Source organism: Bullifex sp. (assembly GCF_034103065.1).
GTDB lineage: Bacteria > Spirochaetota > Spirochaetia > Sphaerochaetales > Sphaerochaetaceae > Bullifex.
This window is the reverse complement of record NZ_JAXEGN010000022.1, coordinates 1-2,993: the sequence shown is the minus strand read 5'-3', so window position 1 is coordinate 2,993 and position 2,993 is coordinate 1. Positions and strand designations below refer to the sequence as shown.

3 protein-coding genes are annotated in these 2,993 nt (G+C 36.1%); all 3 read right to left on the bottom strand.

The features are described from left to right. The coding region (locus SOY52_RS00865; RefSeq protein WP_320847095.1) for a thiamine pyrophosphate-binding protein at positions 1–766 on the bottom strand (766 nt) is incomplete at its 3' end. Between the two features lie 74 nt (positions 767–840). Then, positions 841–1,965, bottom strand: a complete 1,125-nt coding sequence (locus SOY52_RS00860) for an IS110 family transposase (RefSeq protein ID WP_320847094.1) — start codon at positions 1,963–1,965, stop codon at positions 841–843. 186 nt (positions 1,966–2,151) lie between these two features. Next, positions 2,152–2,958, bottom strand: coding sequence for a transposase (locus tag SOY52_RS00855; protein ID WP_320847093.1), 807 nt, complete (start codon positions 2,956–2,958; stop codon positions 2,152–2,154). Positions 2,959–2,993: the final 35 nt, after the last annotated feature.

The following is a 2,993-nucleotide window of genomic DNA, read 5'->3' as shown; positions in this document are numbered from 1 at the left end:
CGACTGCATTCCAGTATGTCACTACTGGAATATTCAGTTTTTCAAGAACTACTCTAAATTCCTCGTAGGCTCCAGAAAGCCGAATTCCGTAGCCCGCATGAAATACTGGTCTTTTGGCATTTCTAATCTTTTCGATAACTTCTTTTACAGTATCTTCTGAAACTGCAGGCGGAAGCTTTGCATCATCTTCATCTGGGTTATAACCTTCTAATCCATCAGTTTCAATGTACATCCCCTGATAATTTACCGGAATATCAATCCAGACAGGTCCAGGTCTTCCAGTTGTTGCTAAATGCCATGCTCTTTCAAGATGATATTTAATTGTTTTTGAATCTTCAATCATGACGGCATATTTAGTCATATGCTCTACAGCTTTGGTAATATCATATTCCTGGTCTCCCATAGCACGAAGAGGAGTTCCTGTGTACTGAAGAGCATATCTAGCTGTTGTATCATATCTAACTTGACCAGAAATAATAAACATAGGAATAGAATCAAGCCAGCCCCCAACTACACCTGTAAGAGCGTTTGTTCCACCAGGACCAGTCGTAACACATACAGCTGCAATCTTATTGTCTAATCTAGCATACGCTTCCGCCGCAATGGCACATGCCTGTTCATGATGATTGTATGTAACATGTAATCCTTCTTTATGGCCAAGCGCATCATTAAGGTGCATTGCACCTCCCCCTACAACACTGAAGACATCCGTAACTCCATGATCTACTAAAAAGTCTGCAACATAGTCAGCTAATCTTATTTTCATATTCCAATTCTCCTATAAAAGGTCAATAGTTTTTTCACAAAAACCATTAACTTATTTTCTTTTAACAGGAGAACTTAAGAAGCCTCCTGTGTTTTATTATCAAGAACATCATATTCACCATCATTTAATTTAGATGAATCGAAGTCTGTTCCTGTTTTAAGCATTACATAAATGATGCGACTCAATTTCCTTGCAAAAGCTATTATGCTTATTCCTGAGCCTTTTGTTCGCTTCATTTCTTTATATTTCGAGATGAGATTAATGCCACTAATAGCTTTCTGTAATCTCAACATACCCATTACCGCCTGTACCATTGATGTTCTTAGTTCAGTTGGTCCATTTTTAGTTATATGCCCTGTATATCCTTTTTCATTTGAATACTTAACAAATGGAGTGAGTCCACAATATGCTGCAAACTGTTTGTAAGTATCAAATCTATTGATATCACCTATATAAGCACGTAAAGTAGATGCTGTAATTTTTCCAACACCAGGTATAGTTTTTAATCTTTCAACGACTTCATCTTCTTCTATGAATTCATCAATCAAATGCTCTATCTCATTGACTTGTTCTTCCAACACAGTTAAAGTACTAAGTAACATTTCTAATGTTTTGGCAGCATGCTTAGTATATAGTTTGTGGTCTTCGAGATCGTTTAAAAGCTGCTGCCTTTTCTTTTTACTTTGGAACTGTGCACCTGTTGTATTTATTCCATAACCTCTAAGCATGTTATGAATCTTATTTTTAGTCTTAACTATTACACTTACCAAATCAGATCTCTCGGAAAGCAACTTCCTTAATTCTTCTGTTTCTTGATCACATAAGTAACTTTCTGGAAGCATATCCTTTAAAAGAAACCTTGCTATCAACTCTGCATCATGCCAATCTGTTTTCTTGCTACTCTGTACTACAACCTTAAAATGCAATGTGTTAATAACAACTACATAAAAGCCTTCATGTTGCATTATATTTCTAAAATATCTTGCATTACCTGTTGCTTCTATTGCCATTTCTACTTTAACTTCATACTCTTCCTCCACTTTATGACACCATTCTATGAAGCTTGCATATCCTTCTTCTGTTGTTGGATATTTTTCTTCTTGCAAGATGTCTCCTGCTGGAGTTATTGCACATGTTGTAAATTGTGTTGTATGCAAGTCAATCCCTACGCTAACAATCTTTCTTTCCCAGTTAACCATTTCCCTTTCTCCTTTGACATAAAACAATGAAATGGTTCCTGTGTGGATGTTACTCCATTCTCCTATTCGGCCTCTAAGGACCATTGAATGATGCGGTCAATAACTCTTCATTCTCCCTAGCAGTCTCTTTGGACTAATTACAATGACGAATTAAAGCCTTGCCACTTCCTGTTTGATGTCTTTTTTTTATTGTGACATCACTGGAAGAATAAGTCCAACATCCTTTTCTATTTTCCTTTTTATCACTCCTCCTTTCTTATTTTGGGCTGTATACCATTTTGACTGCACTCTCTCTATTTCTTTAAGATACTTACGCTCAATAGAGAAATACATTCGTCCAACAATAAATGTCTCTCCACTTACATTTGAGTAGCAGGTCATCAAATTATTAAGGCCTAAGTCTATAGAGAGATAGTTTCCATTATCCTCCGTCATTACTCTCTCTTTTACTTCATAGATAACAATACATCTACACTCTCCCTTAGCATCAGGTGGATAGAGCTTAATCTGCTTAATGGAAGTGATGTTTTCAAATATTGGATTTGAAAGGTTTAGGTAATTATCATCAATTCCATATTCCTTCTTCATAAACTCTTTCAGCTGCTTAGAGAGAGCTAATCTGATATCGCATCCATTATGGACTATGGCATTTTGCATATATGTAACAGGCATCTTATCATTTTTGAATCTTGGAGGATGAGGGTTATTAATTCCACCACTCTTAAGAAGAGCAAAGTAAGACTTCCAAGACTTGTCTAAAAGCTTTGCTACTTCCTGTGCTGTTTGAGATGGAAGGTTTCGTGCAAAGAAGTTATCCTTATGTTTCTTCTTCTGATAGTACCAATCAGGATACTCTTTTAATCCAAGTTCCTCATAGTGAAGTCTCTCATAATTAAGTACATTCCAAAGCTTAAATGCTGCGTAGCAAAGATGACCAACTATATTGGCTTCTTTCTTTTCAAGCTTAAGTTTTGTTTCCTTAACTCGTTTCATATAACCTCAAAACTGATTACTCTGATTTTCTATGT